Consider the following 14,022-nt stretch of genomic DNA (forward strand, 5'->3'; position numbering starts at 1 on the left):
TGCCCCGCCCGAGTGCGGGGCACGGCCGGTTCCGGCTGTCCGGGGGCCGAGGGCCCGAGGGGGCCGGGGGTGCCAGGGGGCCGGGCCGCAACTCCCCGCCGGCCACGCCCTATCGTGACCCCATGCCGAACGACGCAGCGTCTCCCGCGCACACCCAGGACCGCGAGATCGAGTCCCTTGACGAGTTCGACCATGTCGTCCGGGCGGGAACGCTCGGCGGATACCGGGTGCAGTCCGTCGATCTGACGGCCCGTACGCCCGAACTGCTCCGCACCGACACCGCCGACGCCGTCTTCCTCGGCTGCCCCATGGAGCCCCGCGCCGCCGACAAGGTACGGGCCGACGGCGCCATGGTCTTCCCGCCCGTTCCCCATCTCCCGTTCGATCCGTACCGGGGCTTCGTCTACTCGCCCGACCAGCTCTTCGAGGGGCTGGCGGAGGGCGGTTACGAGGCCACGCCCGACGCCCGCGCGTACGCGTGGTTCCAGCGGACCAAGGCGGACGGCGACATCCTCGCGTCCATGCTGCGCGCGGTGCACGACGACGCGATCTCCGACGCCCTGGACGAACTCCTCGTGGGCGCCCGGGTGGTGGGGGTGATGGGAGGACACGCGATGGCGCGCGGTACCGACGCGTACGCCGGCGCGGCACGGCTCGGCCGCTCGCTCACCCGTTCCGGACTGACCGTGGCGACCGGCGGTGGCCCCGGCGCCATGGAGGCCGCGAACCTCGGCGCGTACGCCTCCTCCCACTCCGACGACATGCTGGACGAGGCGCTTGACATGCTCGCGAAGGCACCGTCGTTCGTCCCCTCCATATCCGACTGGGCGCGGGCGGCCTTCGCCATACGCGCGCGCTGGCCCAAGGGCGAGGCGTCGATCGGGATCCCCACCTGGTTCTACGGCCATGAGCCGCCCAACGCCTTCGCCGCGCACATCGCCAAGTACTTCGCCAACGCCACCCGCGAGGACGGCCTGCTGGCGCGCTCCAACGCGGGGGTGGTCTTCCTGCCGGGCGCGGCGGGCACGGTCCAGGAGATCTTCGACAACGCGACGCCGAACTACTACGAGTCGCGCGGCGAGCCGACCCCGATGGTCCTGGTCGACCGGGCCCACTGGACGGAGCGGCTGCCTGCCTGGCCGCTGCTGACGGCGCTCGCGCGGGAACGCCGGATGGAGTCCCGTATCGCGCTCGTCGACACGGTGGACGAGGCACCGGCCGCGCTCGCCCGGCTCGCGGCGGGCTGAAGAGCGGGCCTGTCTGCGGCTCAGGCGAGCAGCGCGGCCGGCCGCTCGTACGAACGGTCCCAGTCCCACTCCGTACGCACCCACTCGCGCCCCTTGCGCCCCATCCGGCGGTCGTACGGACCGGCTTCGTCAATCTGCCGGCCACGCGGGACGACATCGCGGGTGGTGGCGGAGGCGCCGCCGATCGCGCGCGGTCTGTCCAACGCCGAGATCGCCGGCCGGCTCACCATCCCGGACCACACGGTCAAGACACATTTCAACCGGCTGTTCGCGAAGACGCGGCTCAGGGACCGGGCGCAGGCGGTGATCCTGGCGTACGAGCTGGGTCTGGTGCGGCCGGACGCGCGGCGGGCTCGTCCCCGTAGGCCGTGTCCGTGAAGCCCCAGCCGGCCAGCACCACCACCTCCTCGGCGGCGAAGGCCACGCCCACCTCCGCGCCCTCCTCCGGCGCCTCGCGCAGCCCGCACTCGGCCTCGATGTCCGGTGCGCCGGTGAGTCCGTCGGGCCGCAGCCGTACGGCGACCCGGCCGCCGGTGAACGTACGCGCCCCGACCGTGCAGCGCAGCCCGTCGCCGGGGGCCACGAGACGTACCCCGGCGGGCCGTACCAGCACCGTCCGCTCGCCCTGGGCCGATCCGTCGGGGACCGGAACCTTCCCCCAGACGGTGTCGGCGAGCGCGCCGCTCACCGTCGCGTCCACGACATTGTCGAAGCCGAGGAACCGCGCGACGAAGGCGGAGGCGGGCCGCTGCCAGACCTCCAGCGGGGTGCCGGTCTGGGCGATGCGGCCGTCGCGCATCACCACCACCCGGTCGGCGAGCGCGAAGGCCTCGCCCTGGTCATGGGTGACGGCGAGCACGGTCGTGCCCAACCGTCCGAACAGGCCGCGCAGTTCGACCACGAGCCGTTCGCGCAGCCCGCGGTCCAGCTGGCCGAGCGGTTCGTCCAGCATCAGCAGCCGCGGTCTCGGCGCGAGCGCGCGGGCCAGCGCGACCCGCTGCTGTTCACCGCCGGACAGCTCGGCGACGGCCCGGCGGCCGGCCCCCGGCAGTCCGACGAGGTCGAGCAACTCCTCGACCCGGCGGGCCTGTTCGTCCCGGGCGGCGCCGCGCATCCGCAGGCCGAAGGCGACATTGCCGTGTACGTCACGCTGCGGGAAGAGCTGATGGTCCTGGAACATCAGGCCGACCCCGCGCCGGTGTACCGGTACCCCCGACTGGTCGGCGCCGTCGAGCGCCACCCGTCCGCCCGCCGGCTCCTGGAGCCCGGCGACCACCCGCAGCAGCGTCGACTTACCGCTGCCGCTCGGCCCGAGCACACAGACGATCTCGTGCTCGGCGATCTCCAGATCCACCGCGTCGAGCGCGGTACGGGCGCCGAACCGTACGGTCACGTCCGACAGGGTCAGCAAGGCCATCAGAACTCTCCCGAGCGGTCGGTACGGATACGTTCCAGCGCCAGCAGCGACACCGCGCACACCACCATCAGGACCGTGGAAAGGGCCATCGCCTGCCCGTAGTTCAGCTCGCCGGGCCGCCCCAGCAGCCGTGCCACGGCCACCGGCAGCGTCGGCCGGTCCGGGCGCGCGATGAAGACCGTCGCGCCGAACTCGCCGAGCGAGACGGCGAACGCGAACCCGGCGGCGACCAGCGACGCCCGCCGTACCAGCGGCAGATCCACCTCCCGCCAGGCGCGCAGCGGCGACGCGCCGAGTACGGCCGCCGCCTCGCGCAGCCGTCCGTCCACCGCGCGCAGCACCGGCAGCAACGTCCGTACGACGAAGGGGACCCCCACCAGCGCCTGGGCCAGCGGCACCAGGATCCAGGAGGCCCGCAGATCCAGCGGCGGCTTGTCGAGCGTGATCAGGAAGCCGAAGCCGACGGTCACGGCCGAGACGCCGAGCGGCAGCATCAGCAGCGCGTCGAAGCCCCGTACCAGACGGCCCGCGCGGCGGGTGAGCGCGGCGGCGGCCAGTCCGCCCACCACCAGCGCGATGACGGTCGCGACAAGCGCGTACCGCAGGGAGTTCCAGACCGCTTCCAGCGGCGGTACGAGGAAGGTGCCGCCGCTCGGGTCCACCGATCCGAGGGCCCGGTAGAAGTCGAATCCGTACCCGCCGGAACCGCTCAAGGAGCGTTCGACGAGGACCCCCAACGGCAGCAGGATCAGCAGCAGTACGGAGCCGAGCACCCCGCCGAGCAGAGCCCACTGGCCGGCGCCGCGCGGCCGGCGGGCGGTCAGCGCGGGATCGACCAGCCGCAGCGCGGTCTCCCGCTTCCGTACGGTCCACGCGTGCACCGCCAGGACCGCGCCGACCGCCGCGAACTGCACCAGTGTGAGCACGGCGGCGGTGGGCAGATCGAGGAGCTGCGCGGTCTGCCGGTAGATCTCCACCTCCAGGGTGGAGAAGCCGGGGCCGCCCAGGATCTGTACGACCCCGAAGGAGGTGAAGGTGAAGAGGAAGACCATCAGCGCGGCGGCCGCGACGGCGGGGCCGAGGGCCGGCAGCGTCACCCGCCACCAGGCCGCGAGCCGTCCCGCGCCGAGGACCCGGGCCGCTTCTTCCTGGCGCGGGTCGAGCTGCGCCCACAGGCCGCCCACGGTCCTGACAACCACGGCGTAGTTGAAGAAGACATGCGCGAGGAGGATCGCCCGGACGGAGGTGTCGAGCCGTACGCCCCACAGGTCGTCGAGGAGTCCGCCACGCCCGAGCAGCGCCAGGAAGGCGGTGCCGACGACCACGGTCGGCAGCACGAACGGGACGGTGACGACCGCGCGCAGCAGCTGTTTGCCGGGGAAGGCGAAACGTGCGAAGACGTAGGCGCCCGGGAGCGCGATCAGCAGGGTGAGCGCGGTGGAGGCGAGTGCCTGCCAGGTGGTGAACCACAGGACGTCGAGGATGTCGGGGCGGGTCAGTACGTCCCCGATCCGGCCGAACCGCCAGCCGCCGTCCGTCTTCAGTCCCCGGCCGACGATCGCGGCCACGGGGTAGGCGAAGAAGACCGCGAAGAAGGCGGCGGGCAGCGCCATGAGGGCGAGCCGGACGGCGTTCGCGCGCCCTCCGGCCCGCCCGCGCCCGGTCCCACCGCGCCCGGCCCGCCCGCCCCCCGGCGTCTTGGGTGTTACTTCACTACGAGTGAGGACCACGACTGGATCCACTGCTCACGGTGGGCGGCGATCGTCCCGGGCGCCACGGTCTCGGGCGTGTCGACGGTCGCGCCGAACTTCGTGAACAGCTCAGGCAGCGCGACGTCCTTGACCACGGGGTTGACGAACATGTTCAGCGGCATGTCCGCCTGGAACTTCTCGCCGATCAGGAAGTCCAGCAGCGCCTTGCCGCCGGCCTCGTTCTTCGCGCCGTTCAGCAGACCGGCGAACTCGGTCTGCCGGAAGCAGGTGCCGGTGGAGACCCCGGTCGGCGCTTCCTTCGGCTGGGGCTCGGCGTACAGCACCTCGACCGGCGGGCTGGAGGCGTACGAGACGACGAGCGGCCGGTCGGCCTTGGCCTTCCTGCCGCCCGCGGAGCCGGAGAAGGTCTCGTTGTACGCCTGCTCCCAGCTGTCCACGACCTGGACGCCGTTGCCCTTCAGCTTCTTCCAGTAGTCCTGCCAGCCGTTGTCGCCGTAGCGCGCGACCGTGCCGAGGAGGAAGCCGAGGCCGGGTGAGGAGGTGGCGGCGTTCTCGGTGACGAGCAGGTTCTTGTACTGGGGCTTGATCAGATCGTCGAAGGACCGCGGCGGCGCCAGCTTCTTGTCCTCGAAGTACTTCTTGTCGTAGTTGACGCAGATATCGCCGGTGTCGATCGGGGTGACGCGGTTCTTGTCCTTGTCGAGCCGCGTGCTCTCCTCGACGCGGTCCAGGCCCTTCGCCTCGTACGGCGTGAACAGACCGTTGTCGAGGGCGCGGGAGAGCAGGGTGTTGTCGACACCGAAGAAGACATCGCCCTGGGGCGAACCCTTCGTCAGGATCTCCTTGTTGAGGGCCGCGCCTGCGTCGCCGCTCTTCAGCACCTTGACCGTGTAACCGGTCTCCTTGGTGAACTCCTTCAGCACGGCGGGCGAGGCGTTGAACGAGTCATGGCTGACGAGGGTGACGGTCTTCGACCCCGAACCGCCGCCGCCGTCGCCGGACGACGTGGAGCCGTCGGACCCGCCGCAGGCGGCGAGCGCCGAGACACCGAGCGCGGCGGCGAGCGAGCCGACGGCCGCCCTTCTCATGCTCTTACGGGTACTGCTCACTGACTTTCCTCCTGGGATGTCCAGGAGAAGACGCGGCCCTGCCCGGGGTCCGTACCGGCCGGACCCCGGGCAGGGCGCTACAGCTTGAGTGGTGTCCGAACTTCCTACCCAGAATGACCTGGGCAAGGTTCAGAGGGTCTGCGACCGCTGCCCGCTCCCACGGACATGTGCCGCACTCTCAGCGCTGTGGCGCTCCCCTGTCGGAAAATATGCAATGCGTTCAGGCCAAGGTTACCCCCTGGCGCCGTAGGGGCTCCTACCGCTCCGAGGCGGCCAACTGTCCGCACGCTCCGTCGATCTCCTGGCCCCGGGTGTCCCGTACGGTCACCGGCACACCATGGGCCGCGATCGCCTCGACGAACGCCTTCTCGTCCTCGGGCCGCGACGCCGTCCACTTCGAGCCGGGCGTCGGGTTGAGCGGGATCAGATTGACGTGCACCCGCTTGCCCTTGAGCAGGCGGCCAAGCCGGTCGCCGCGCCACGCCTGGTCGTTGATGTCGCGGATCAGCGCGTACTCGATGGAGACCCGGCGGCCCGACTTCTCCGCGTACTCCCAGGCGGCGTCCAGTACTTCCCGCACCTTCCACCGCGTATTGACGGGGACGAGGGTGTCGCGCAGTTCGTCGTCGGGCGCGTGCAGGGAGACCGCGAGCCGGCACTTGAAGCCCTCGTCGGCGAAGCGCAGCATCGCGGGCACCAGACCGACCGTCGAGACGGTGATCCCGCGCTGCGAGAGACCCAGACCGTCCGGCTCGGGGTCGGTCAGCCGGCGGATCGCCCCGACCACCCGCTTGTAGTTGGCGAGCGGCTCGCCCATGCCCATGAAGACGATGTTGGACAGCCGCGAAGGACCGCCGGGAACCTCACCGTCACGCAGCGCGCGCATCCCGTCGACGATCTGGTGCACGATCTCGGCGGTGGAGAGGTTACGGTCCAGACCGGCCTGGCCGGTGGCGCAGAACGGGCAGTTCATCCCGCAGCCCGCCTGCGAGGAGATGCACATGGTGACCCGGTCCGGGTAGCGCATCAGCACCGACTCGACGAGGGTGCCGTCATGCAGCCGCCAGAGGGTCTTACGGGTGGTGTCGTCGTCGCACGAGATGTGCCGCACCACCGACATCAGGTCGGGCAGCAGCTCCGTGGCGAGCTTCTGGCGTGCGGCGGCCGGGATGTCGGTCCACTGCTCGGGGTCGTGCGCGTACCGCGCGAAGTAGTGCTGCGACAGCTGCTGGGCGCGGAACGGCTTCTCGCCGATCGCGGCGACGGCCTCGCGGCGCTCGGCGGGGGTGAGGTCGGCGAGATGCCGCGGGGGTTTCTTGGCTCCGCGGGGCGCGACGAAAGTGAGTTCTCCGGGTGTCGGCGGGGCCATGAAAAACCAAATCTCCTCGGTGCGGCGAGGCCGGGCGCCCCCGCTGTGGCGGGGAGTACGGCAGAACGGTGCCGGTGCCGGGAGACCTCACGGGAACGGCTTCACAGCCGCGGGGCTCAAAAGGGCCCGCCACCCGTGGGCGGCGAGCCCTTTCAGGGTAACCGGTACCGCTCAGCCCGAGCCCACGAAGAGGACCAGCAGCAGCCAGACCACCGGCGCCGTGGGCAGCAGGGAGTCCAGCCGGTCCATGATCCCGCCGTGGCCCGGCAGCAGCGTGCCCATGTCCTTGATGCCGAGATCCCGCTTGATCATGGACTCGCCGAGATCACCGAGGGTCGCACTGGCCGCGACCGCGAGCCCCAGCAGCAGTCCCTGCCACCAGACCCCGTCGTCGATCAGGAACTCCATGCAGAGCGCACCCGCCACCATCGCGAAGACGACGGCTCCGGCCAGCCCCTCCCTGGTCTTGCCGGGGCTGATACGGGGCGCCAGCTTGTGCGTGCCGAAGCGCCAGCCGACCGCGTACGCGCCCGTGTCGCTGACGACCGTCAGCACGAGGAACATCAGCACCCGCCACGGCCCGTCGTGCGCCGTGAGCATCATCGCGACGAAGGTGGCCAGGAACGGTACGTAGAACGCGGCGAAGACCCCCGCCGTGACATCTCTGAGATAGCCCTCGGGCGGTTCCGTCATCCGCCAGATCAGCACCGCGAGCGCGGTGAGGGCCATCGCGACCCAGGCACCCTCCGCCCCCCGCGCGTATCCGGCGACGACCATCGCGGCGCCACCGACGGCCAGCGGGACGAGCGGCGCCTTGATGCCCTTCTTCTCATCGAGCCGTGACGTCAGCTCCCACAGCCCGATCACCACCGCGACCGCTATGACACCGATGAAAACGGCCTTGACGATGAAGAGCGAGGCCGCGACCACCGCACCGAGCCCGACACCGACCCCTATGGCCGCACGCAGATCACGTCCGGCCCGCTTCTTCGGCGGGGGTGGCGGAGGCGCTGACATGGGCTCCTGCGGAGTCTCGTCACGGAACAGGGGGCCGCCCGGCCGAGCAGCCCCCCGGTCGTCATGCTGGTCCCCGTTGTCGGCGGGTCCGTCGGGCACGATGGGCATGGGCCGAGTCTGCTGTGCGGGATGCTCATCGTATGCGGGACCCGCCGGGACAGCCCCCGGGTCGGTCGGTCCCCAGTACCCGGCTGTCGACGAGGCTCCCCGGAAAGAGTCGTTCATCAGACTTCGAGCAGCTCGGCTTCCTTGTGCTTGAGCAGCTCGTCCACCTGCGCGACATACTTCGCGGTGGTGTCGTCGAGCTCCTTCTCGGCGCGGCGGCCCTCGTCCTCGCCGACCTCGCCGTCCTTGATCAGCTTGTCGATGGTCTCCTTGGCCTTGCGGCGGACCGCGCGGATCGAGATCTTCGAGTCCTCGGCCTTGGTCTTGGCGACCTTGATGAACTCCTTGCGGCGGTCCTGCGTCAGCTCGGGGAACACCACCCGGATGATGTTGCCGTCGTTGCTCGGATTGACGCCGAGGTCGGAGTCGCGGATCGCCTGCTCGATATTGCGCAGCGCGCTCTTGTCGAACGGGGTCACCACGGCCATCCGCGCCTCGGGCACGGCGAACGAGGCGAGCTGGTTGATCGGGGTCAGGGCACCGTAGTAGTCCGCCACGATCTTGTTGAACATCGCCGGGTGCGCCCGCCCTGTGCGGATCGCGGCGAAGTCGTCTTTGGCGACCAGGACGGCCTTCTCCATCTTCTCCTCGGCCTCGAGGAGGGTCTCTTCGATCACCACTTGCTCCTGCGTGTCTTGAGTGGGCCCGGCGTACGAATCGGCCGGCGGAACCTGCGTCGCGTCTTCTCCTGCACGGTGTCCGACCGGCAGGGCTTTGTCCATCCCCGTACGGGGCAGCCCCGGATCAGCTCCGGGTGCCCTGGTCGCTCACGAGTGTGCCGATCTTCTCACCCTTGACCGCACGCGCGATATTGCCTTCCTTCAGCAATTCGAAGACGAGGATCGGCAACTTGTTGTCCTGGCACAGCGTGATGGCGGTCATGTCGGCGACGCGCAGATCACCGGCGATCACCTCGCCGTACTCCAGGGCGTCGAACTTGACCGCGGCGGGGTTGGTCTTGGGGTCGGAGTCGTACACCCCGTCGACCCCGTTCTTCCCCATCAACAATGCCTCGGCGTCGATCTCCAGCGCGCGCTGGGCGGCCGTGGTGTCGGTCGAGAAGTACGGCATGCCCATACCGGCGCCGAAGATCACGACGCGCCCCTTCTCCAGGTGGCGCACGGCGCGGAGGGGGATGTAGGGCTCCGCGACCTGGCCCATGGTGATGGCGGTCTGGACACGGGAGTCGATGCCCTCCTTCTCCAGGAAGTCCTGGAGAGCGAGGCAGTTCATGACCGTGCCGAGCATGCCCATGTAGTCGGAGCGCGCCCGGTCCATGCCGCGCTGCTGGAGTTCGGCGCCCCGGAAGAAGTTGCCCCCGCCGATGACGACCGCGATCTGGGCGCCGTCCCGGACGACGGCGGCGATCTCGCGGGCGATGGCGTGGACGACATCGGGGTCGACGCCGAGCGCTCCCCGGCCGGCGAACGCCTCACCTGACAGCTTCAGCATGAAGCGGCCGTGACCGTGGCTCCTGCCGTTGTCGCTCTTGTTGCCGTCGTCGCTTGTGTCGGCCTGTTCCATGGAGATCTCCTCGTGCGCATACGAAGAAGGCCATTGCCGGGGTCCTTGCGGTTCCCTGTGCAGCAATGGCCTCCTCGTCAGATCTGCGGCCGCCCGACAGGTACCCGGACGACTGCGTCAGACCCTATCGGGGTCTTTGGTTGATCGCGTACAGACTCAGACGCCGACCTTGATGCGCACGAAGCGCGTCAGGGCGACACCGGCCTCGTCCAGGACCTTCTGGACGGACTTCTTGTTGTCCTTGGCGAACGCCTGCTCCGTGACGACGACCTCCTTGAAGAAGCCGTTGACACGCCCCTCGACGATCTTCGGCAGGGCGGCCTCGGGCTTGCCCTCCTCGCGGGAGGTGGCCTCGGCCACGCGGCGCTCGTTCTCGACCGTCTCGGCCGGGACCTCGTCGCGGTTCAGGTACTTCGGAGCGAAGGCGGCGATGTGCTGCGCGACGTCCTTGGCGACCTCGGCGTTCTCCTTGTCCAGCTGGACGAGGACGCCGACCTGCGGCGGGAGGTCGGGCATGGTGCGGTGCATGTAGGCGGCCACGTAACCGCCGGTGAACTGCGCGAAGCGGTCCAGGACGATCTTCTCGCCCAGGTTGGCGTTCGCCTCGTCGACATACGCCTGTACGGTCTTGCCGGCCTCGATCTCGGAGGCGAGCAGCGCCGGGAGGTCGGCCGGGGAGGTCGCGGCGACGTGCGCGGCGAGCGTGTTGGCGACGGTCTGGAACTTGTCACCCTTGGCGACGAAGTCCGTCTCGCACTTCAGCTCAAGCAGGACACCGGACGTCTTGTCCTCGGAGATGAGGGAGACGACGGCGCCGTTCTCGGCCGAACGGCCCTCGCGCTTGGCGACGCCCTTCTGGCCCTTGACGCGGAGAAGCTCGACAGCCTTGTCGACGTTGCCGTCGGCCTCGTCGAGCGCCTTCTTGCAGTCCATCATGCCGGCGCCGGTGAGCTCACGGAGCTTCTTGACGTCAGCGGCGGTGTAGTTCGCCATGATCTGTAATTCTCTCTCGAAGGTCTGAAGGATCTACGGGTGAACGGCGGGGGCCGGTGGGCCCCCGCCGTCAACTACCGAACCTGGGAAAGGTCAGGCCTGCTCGGTGTCCGTGGCCGGAGCGGCTTCGGCGGGCGCCTCGGCCTGCTCCGCGTCGGCGACCTTCTCCGTCTCGGCGGAGGTCTGGACGTCACCCTCGGCCTTGGCCTCGGCCGGCTTCTCGGCGTCGTCCTTCTTCTCGCCCTCAAGCAGGTCGCGCTCCCACTCGGCGAGCGGCTCGCCGGCGGCCTTCTCGCCCGGCTTCGAGTCGCCGGTGGCGACGCCGGAACGGGCGATGAGGCCCTCGGCGACGGCGTCGGCGATCACGCGGGTGAGCAGGGTGACGGAGCGGATCGCGTCGTCGTTGCCCGGGATCTTGTAGTCGACCTCGTCGGGGTCGCAGTTGGTGTCGAGGATCGCGACGACCGGGATGTGGAGCTTGCGCGCCTCACCGACGGCGATGTGCTCCTTCTTGGTGTCGACGATCCAGACGGCGCTGGGCACCTTCTGCATCTCGCGGATACCACCGAGGGTCTTCTCCAGCTTGGCCTTCTCGCGGGAGAGGACCAGCAGCTCCTTCTTGGTGAGGCCGGAGGCGGCCACGTCCTCGAAGTCGATCTGCTCAAGCTCCTTCAGACGCTGAAGGCGCTTGTAGACGGTGGAGAAGTTGGTGAGCATGCCGCCCAGCCAGCGCTGGTTGACGTAGGGCATGCCGACGCGCGTCGCCTGCTCGGCGATGGCCTCCTGGGCCTGCTTCTTCGTACCGACGAACATGATGGAGCCGCCGTGCGCGACGGTCTCCTTGACGAACTCGTAGGCGCGGTCGATGTACGACAGCGACTGGAGCAGGTCGATGATGTAGATGCCGTTGCGCTCGGTGAAGATGAAGCGCTTCATCTTCGGGTTCCAGCGACGGGTCTGGTGACCGAAGTGGACGCCGCTCTCCAGCAGCTCCCGCATCGTGACGACGGCCATGGCCGTACTCCTTGAGATACTCGGTTGTCGCGTCCGCCGGACGGCAGTCGCGCCTGACGCCCCGATGCGCTGTGCCACGGAAGTCCGAGACCGAGAAGCGCTGACATCGGCGCGAAGGGGCCGATGTCGGGGCGTGCGAAGTCGACCCGGTGACCCGGATCGCCACAAGAAGTGTACGGGACCTTCGCACCCCTGGGTGACGGCACTGTCCACAACCCGTCGGTACTCCACAGATCCCGTTCATGATCAGCGCGATCGGGCAGTCGTGCGCGACCGTGGACGACATGACCACTCTCCGTAGCCGCGTCGGCGCACTCGTCCCACGACTCCCACTCATGGCACTCCTGGCGCTCTTCGCACTCCTCGCGGTCGTCCTGGCGCCGCTCGGGCTTCGGATGGGCCCGGAGGCGGTGGCCGCGGCGCCAGTGGCCGCGGAAGCGCCCGGGGGCGGGGCCGCCGGGGACGGATCCGGGCACCGCTCCGACCGGGCCTGGCCCGTGGGCTCGCGTCCGGTGGTGCTGCGGGGGTGGGAGCCGCCCGCTTCGGCGTACGGTCCCGGTCATCGCGGGGTGGATCTTGCCGCGTCGGCCGGGGAGCCGGTACGAGCGGCGGCGGCCGGCCGTGTCTCCTTCGCGGGGCAGGTGGCGGGGCGCGGGGTGCTGTCGATCACGCTGGCCGGTACGGGCGATCCGCCGCTGCGGACCACCTACGAACCGGTGTCACCGCTCGTCGCCGAAGGAGACGAGGTGACGGCGGGCCGACGGGTCGCCACGGTGACGGGCGGTCCGTCCCACTGCGCGCCGGGCTGTCTGCACTGGGGGCTGCTGAGGGGCGCGGTCTATCTGAACCCGCTGTCCCTGCTGCCCCGCGAGCTGCTGCGCCGGGGCCCGTCGCGGCTCCTGCCGGTCTTTGGCGTTCCCGTGCCGGTGTCTGGACGGCTCCAGCGGGGCGCGCGGTGGACACCGGCGGCGCAACCGCCGGCGTACGCGCCCGGCGCTCAGCCCCGTACGCCGCGCAGCGCCATGGAGACGGCCGCTTCGGCGATCTCCGGGGGCGCCTCGGCCGCGCCCAGCTCGATACGTCTGACCGCCGCGTCCACGACGCCCTGGAGCAGCATGGCGGCGAGCCGGGGCTGTTGGTGGCCCAGTTCACCGAGAGCCTCCACGATCATGGCGATCAGACCGCCGTGCGCGGCACGGATCTTCTCCCTGGCTCCGGCGTCCAGCTCACTCGCGGAAATAGCCACGACCGCGCGGTGCCGCCGGTCCCCGACCAGCGCGAGCTGACGGCGCACATACGCCTCGATCTTGGCCTCGGGCGTCTCGGCCCCGGCCATGGCGGCCTCGACCTCGGCCGCCCAGACCGGGAAGTCGACGGCGCACAGTTCCTCGACGACGGCGGCCCGCGAGCGGAAGTACTCGTAGACGGAGGACCTGGCGAGTCCGGTGCGCTCGGCGAGTGCGGGGAAGGTCAGCGCGTCCGTACCGCCTTCGGACAGGAGGGAGCGCGCGGCGTCCAGCAGGGCGCCTCGTTGCATGGTCCGGTGCTCGGCCACGGAGGCCGCTCGAATCCTGGGCACGCCTCCACTCTACGGACGAGGGGGCGGCGGCACAGCGTCAGCGTCCGACGTCGGCCAGCTTCGCCCGCAGTTGCAGCACGGACTTTGTGTGGATCTGGCTGACCCTGCTCTCGGTCACCCCGAGGACATGGCCGATCTCGGCGAGTGTGAGGCCCTCGTAGTAGTAGAGCGTGACGACGGTCTTCTCCCGGTCGGGGAGGGTGTTGATGGCCCGCGCGAGCAACCGTCTCAGCTCACGGTCCTCGGCGACCTCCACCGGATCGTCGGCGGCGGTGTCCTCCAGGGTGTCCATGAGGCTGAGCCGGTCGCCGCCCTCGCCGCCGACATGCAGCAACTCCTCCAGCGCCACGACGTTCGCGAGGGACAACTGGCTGAAAACCGCGTGCAGTTCCTCCAGCGCGATCCCCATCTCGGCGGCGACCTCGGACTCCGTGGGCGTACGCCGCAGCTGGGCCTCCAGCGTGGCGTAGGCGCGCTCGACGGCTCTGGCCTTCTGCCGTACGGAGCGCGGGATCCAGTCGAGGGCCCGGAGTTCATCGATCATCGCACCGCGGATACGGGTGATCGCGTAGGTCTCGAATTTGATGGACCGCTCGATGTCGAACTTCTCGATCGCGTCGATCAGACCGAAGACCCCGGAGGAGACGAAGTCGGCCTGCTCGACATTGGACGGCAGCCCCACACTCACCCGGCCCGCCACATACTTCACCAGGGGCGAGTAGTGCAGGATCAACTGCTCGCGCAGCCGCTCGTCGCCCGTGGTCTTGTACGACCGCCACAACTCGTCGAGCGACGAGGGCGCGGGGGGTCGCACGCCGCTCCGGGCGGCAGGGGGCGCCGCCGCGCGGTCAGACCCGGAGGTGTGCTGGGGCATGC

Annotated in this window: 13 protein-coding genes, 2 pseudogenes and 1 riboswitch; of the genes and pseudogenes, 3 read left to right on the forward strand and 12 right to left on the reverse strand. The window is 70.1% G+C overall.

The window, feature by feature from the left end; translation table 11 throughout:
* The first annotated feature begins 122 nt into the window (after window positions 1-122).
* Complete coding sequence (locus tag ACFRMN_RS36580; RefSeq protein WP_383028340.1) at window positions 123-1,247, forward strand: LOG family protein; 1,125 nt, start codon at window positions 123-125, stop codon at window positions 1,245-1,247.
* Window positions 1,248-1,267: 20 nt separating this feature from the next.
* Here the strand turns inward: ACFRMN_RS36580 and ACFRMN_RS36585 are convergent, their stop codons facing one another.
* Window positions 1,268-1,450: a hypothetical protein gene (locus ACFRMN_RS36585; protein ID WP_383028421.1), complete on the reverse strand. Its 183-nt coding sequence runs from the start codon at window positions 1,448-1,450 to the stop codon at window positions 1,268-1,270.
* On the opposite strand from ACFRMN_RS36585, the pseudogene ACFRMN_RS36590 reads away from it, so the two are divergent.
* Window positions 1,395-1,625 (forward strand): annotated as a pseudogene (locus tag ACFRMN_RS36590) (response regulator transcription factor); the annotation flags it as partial. The gene ACFRMN_RS36585 and the pseudogene ACFRMN_RS36590 overlap by 56 nt on opposite strands.
* Here the strand turns inward: ACFRMN_RS36590 and ACFRMN_RS36595 are convergent.
* The 9 genes from ACFRMN_RS36595 to rpsB form a co-directional block, all read right to left on the reverse strand.
* The gene (locus tag ACFRMN_RS36595; RefSeq protein WP_383028343.1) at window positions 1,531-2,664 is read right to left on the reverse strand and encodes an ABC transporter ATP-binding protein; all 1,134 of its coding nucleotides are present in this window, start codon (window positions 2,662-2,664) and stop codon (window positions 1,531-1,533) included. The pseudogene ACFRMN_RS36590 and the gene ACFRMN_RS36595 overlap by 95 nt on opposite strands.
* Window positions 2,664-4,277: an ABC transporter permease gene (locus tag ACFRMN_RS36600; protein WP_383028346.1), complete on the reverse strand. Its 1,614-nt coding sequence runs from the start codon at window positions 4,275-4,277 to the stop codon at window positions 2,664-2,666. Before ACFRMN_RS36600 ends, ACFRMN_RS36595 begins: the two co-directional genes overlap by 1 nt.
* A 92-nt stretch (window positions 4,278-4,369) precedes the next feature.
* Window positions 4,370-5,464 (reverse strand): thiamine ABC transporter substrate binding subunit, encoded by a 1,095-nt coding sequence (locus ACFRMN_RS36605; protein WP_383028410.1) that lies wholly within the window; start codon window positions 5,462-5,464, stop codon window positions 4,370-4,372.
* 104 nt (window positions 5,465-5,568) lie between these two features.
* A riboswitch (TPP riboswitch) is annotated at window positions 5,569-5,694 on the reverse strand.
* Between the two features lie 47 nt (window positions 5,695-5,741).
* Entirely contained in the window at window positions 5,742-6,854 is a 1,113-nt protein-coding gene (gene rlmN / locus ACFRMN_RS36610; protein WP_383028348.1) for a 23S rRNA (adenine(2503)-C(2))-methyltransferase RlmN, read from the reverse strand.
* 171 nt (window positions 6,855-7,025) lie between these two features.
* Window positions 7,026-8,096: a phosphatidate cytidylyltransferase gene (locus ACFRMN_RS36615; RefSeq protein ID WP_383028350.1), complete on the reverse strand. Its 1,071-nt coding sequence runs from the start codon at window positions 8,094-8,096 to the stop codon at window positions 7,026-7,028.
* Window positions 8,096-8,653, reverse strand: a complete 558-nt coding sequence (frr, locus tag ACFRMN_RS36620) for a ribosome recycling factor (RefSeq protein ID WP_030351725.1) — start codon at window positions 8,651-8,653, stop codon at window positions 8,096-8,098. The genes ACFRMN_RS36615 and frr overlap by 1 nt, the downstream gene beginning before the upstream one ends.
* Before the next feature lie 127 nt (window positions 8,654-8,780).
* The gene (gene pyrH / locus ACFRMN_RS36625) at window positions 8,781-9,560 is read right to left on the reverse strand and encodes a UMP kinase (protein ID WP_383028353.1); all 780 of its coding nucleotides are present in this window, start codon (window positions 9,558-9,560) and stop codon (window positions 8,781-8,783) included.
* A gap of 156 nt (window positions 9,561-9,716) precedes the next feature.
* Window positions 9,717-10,553, reverse strand: coding sequence for a translation elongation factor Ts (tsf, locus tag ACFRMN_RS36630; protein WP_383028355.1), 837 nt, complete (start codon window positions 10,551-10,553; stop codon window positions 9,717-9,719).
* A gap of 93 nt (window positions 10,554-10,646) precedes the next feature.
* Complete coding sequence (rpsB, locus tag ACFRMN_RS36635) at window positions 10,647-11,567, reverse strand: 30S ribosomal protein S2 (protein ID WP_383028358.1); 921 nt, start codon at window positions 11,565-11,567, stop codon at window positions 10,647-10,649.
* Window positions 11,568-11,962: 395 nt separating this feature from the next.
* Between rpsB and ACFRMN_RS36640 the strand changes: the two are divergent.
* Window positions 11,963-12,358 (forward strand): annotated as a pseudogene (locus ACFRMN_RS36640) (peptidoglycan DD-metalloendopeptidase family protein); the annotation flags it as partial.
* 206 nt (window positions 12,359-12,564) lie between these two features.
* Here ACFRMN_RS36640 and ACFRMN_RS36645 read toward each other — a convergent pair.
* Together ACFRMN_RS36645 and whiG are read right to left on the reverse strand one after the other, a co-directional pair.
* Window positions 12,565-13,104 carry a TetR/AcrR family transcriptional regulator gene (locus ACFRMN_RS36645; protein ID WP_383028413.1) on the reverse strand — a complete coding sequence of 180 codons (540 nt, stop codon included), beginning with the start codon at window positions 13,102-13,104 and terminating at the stop codon, window positions 12,565-12,567.
* 79 nt (window positions 13,105-13,183) lie between these two features.
* The gene (gene whiG / locus ACFRMN_RS36650) at window positions 13,184-14,020 is read right to left on the reverse strand and encodes an RNA polymerase sigma factor WhiG (RefSeq protein WP_383028360.1); all 837 of its coding nucleotides are present in this window, start codon (window positions 14,018-14,020) and stop codon (window positions 13,184-13,186) included.
* Window positions 14,021-14,022 lie beyond the last annotated feature (2 nt).

Source organism: Streptomyces sp. NPDC056835 (genome assembly GCF_042789485.1).
Classification (GTDB): Bacteria; Actinomycetota; Actinomycetes; order Streptomycetales; family Streptomycetaceae; genus Streptomyces.